The organism is Bilifractor sp. LCP19S3_H10 (assembly GCF_052119185.1).
In the GTDB taxonomy this organism is placed as follows: domain Bacteria; phylum Bacillota; class Clostridia; order Lachnospirales; family Lachnospiraceae; genus Bilifractor.
In genome coordinates, this window is sequence record NZ_JBQKFT010000054.1 from 1 (window position 1) to 980 (window position 980).

The following is a 980-nucleotide window of genomic DNA, read 5'->3' on the forward strand; positions in this document are numbered from 1 at the left end:
AGAGCGTATAAAAGAGTTAAGGCAAACAAGGGAGCGCCAGGTATTGATGGAATGACTATTGAAGAGGCACTTCCATACCTTAAGGAACATCAGCAGGAGTTAACTGACCGCATATACCGCGGTAAGTATACCCCATCGCCAGTCAGGCGAGTTGAGATTCCAAAACCAGATGGTGGTGTGCGTAAACTTGGCATACCCACCGTGATAGACCGAACACTCCAACAGGCAATAACTCAACAGTTAGTGCCAATCTATGAACCATTGTTTGCGGATGGAAGCTACGGCTATCGTCCAAACAGAAGCGCAAAGGATGCTATACAGAAAGTAAAGGAATACGCAGAACAAGGCTACACTTTTGCGGTAGTCTTGGACTTATCAAAGTATTTCGACACCTTGAATCATGAAATCCTAATCAACCTCCTCAGAAGGAATGTGAAGGATGAACGTGTAGTTCAACTAATAAAGCGTTATCTGAAAAGTGGGGTAATGGAAAATGGAGTGGTCATTGATACAGAGGAAGGCTCACCGCAAGGTGGAAATCTATCTCCGCTTCTTGCGAATATCTACCTCAATGAGTTTGACCAAGAGTTTCTGAAAAGAGGTGTGCCCTGCATAAGATATGCAGATGACATAGTCCTTCTTGCGAAAAGCAAAAGAGCATCGGAAAGACTTTTGGAAAGCAGTACGAAATATCTCGAAAAGAAACTGAAGCTAACGGTTAATCGAGAGAAAAGCCGTACTGTCAGCGTGTTTGCAATCCGAAATTTTAAATTCCTTGGCTTTGCATTGGGAAGGAACGGTAGTGGCATTTATGTCAGGGTTCATCCAAAGTCATGGAAGAAGTTCAAGTCAAAGCTGAAAGATTTATCTTCCCGTAAGTCTGTGCAGACCATCAAGCCTAGTCTTGAGAAAATCAAGGTATATGCGAGAGGATGGCTTAACTACTACGGTATAGCAAGCATGAAGAACAACATAGATGA

General features: G+C 43.1%; 1 protein-coding gene. It reads left to right on the forward strand.

The genetic code is table 11. The features are described 5' to 3' along the window. Nucleotides 1-980 (forward strand): group II intron reverse transcriptase/maturase (gene ltrA, locus ACTQZS_RS15350; RefSeq protein WP_441476590.1); only part of this gene is annotated, 980 nt, incomplete at both ends.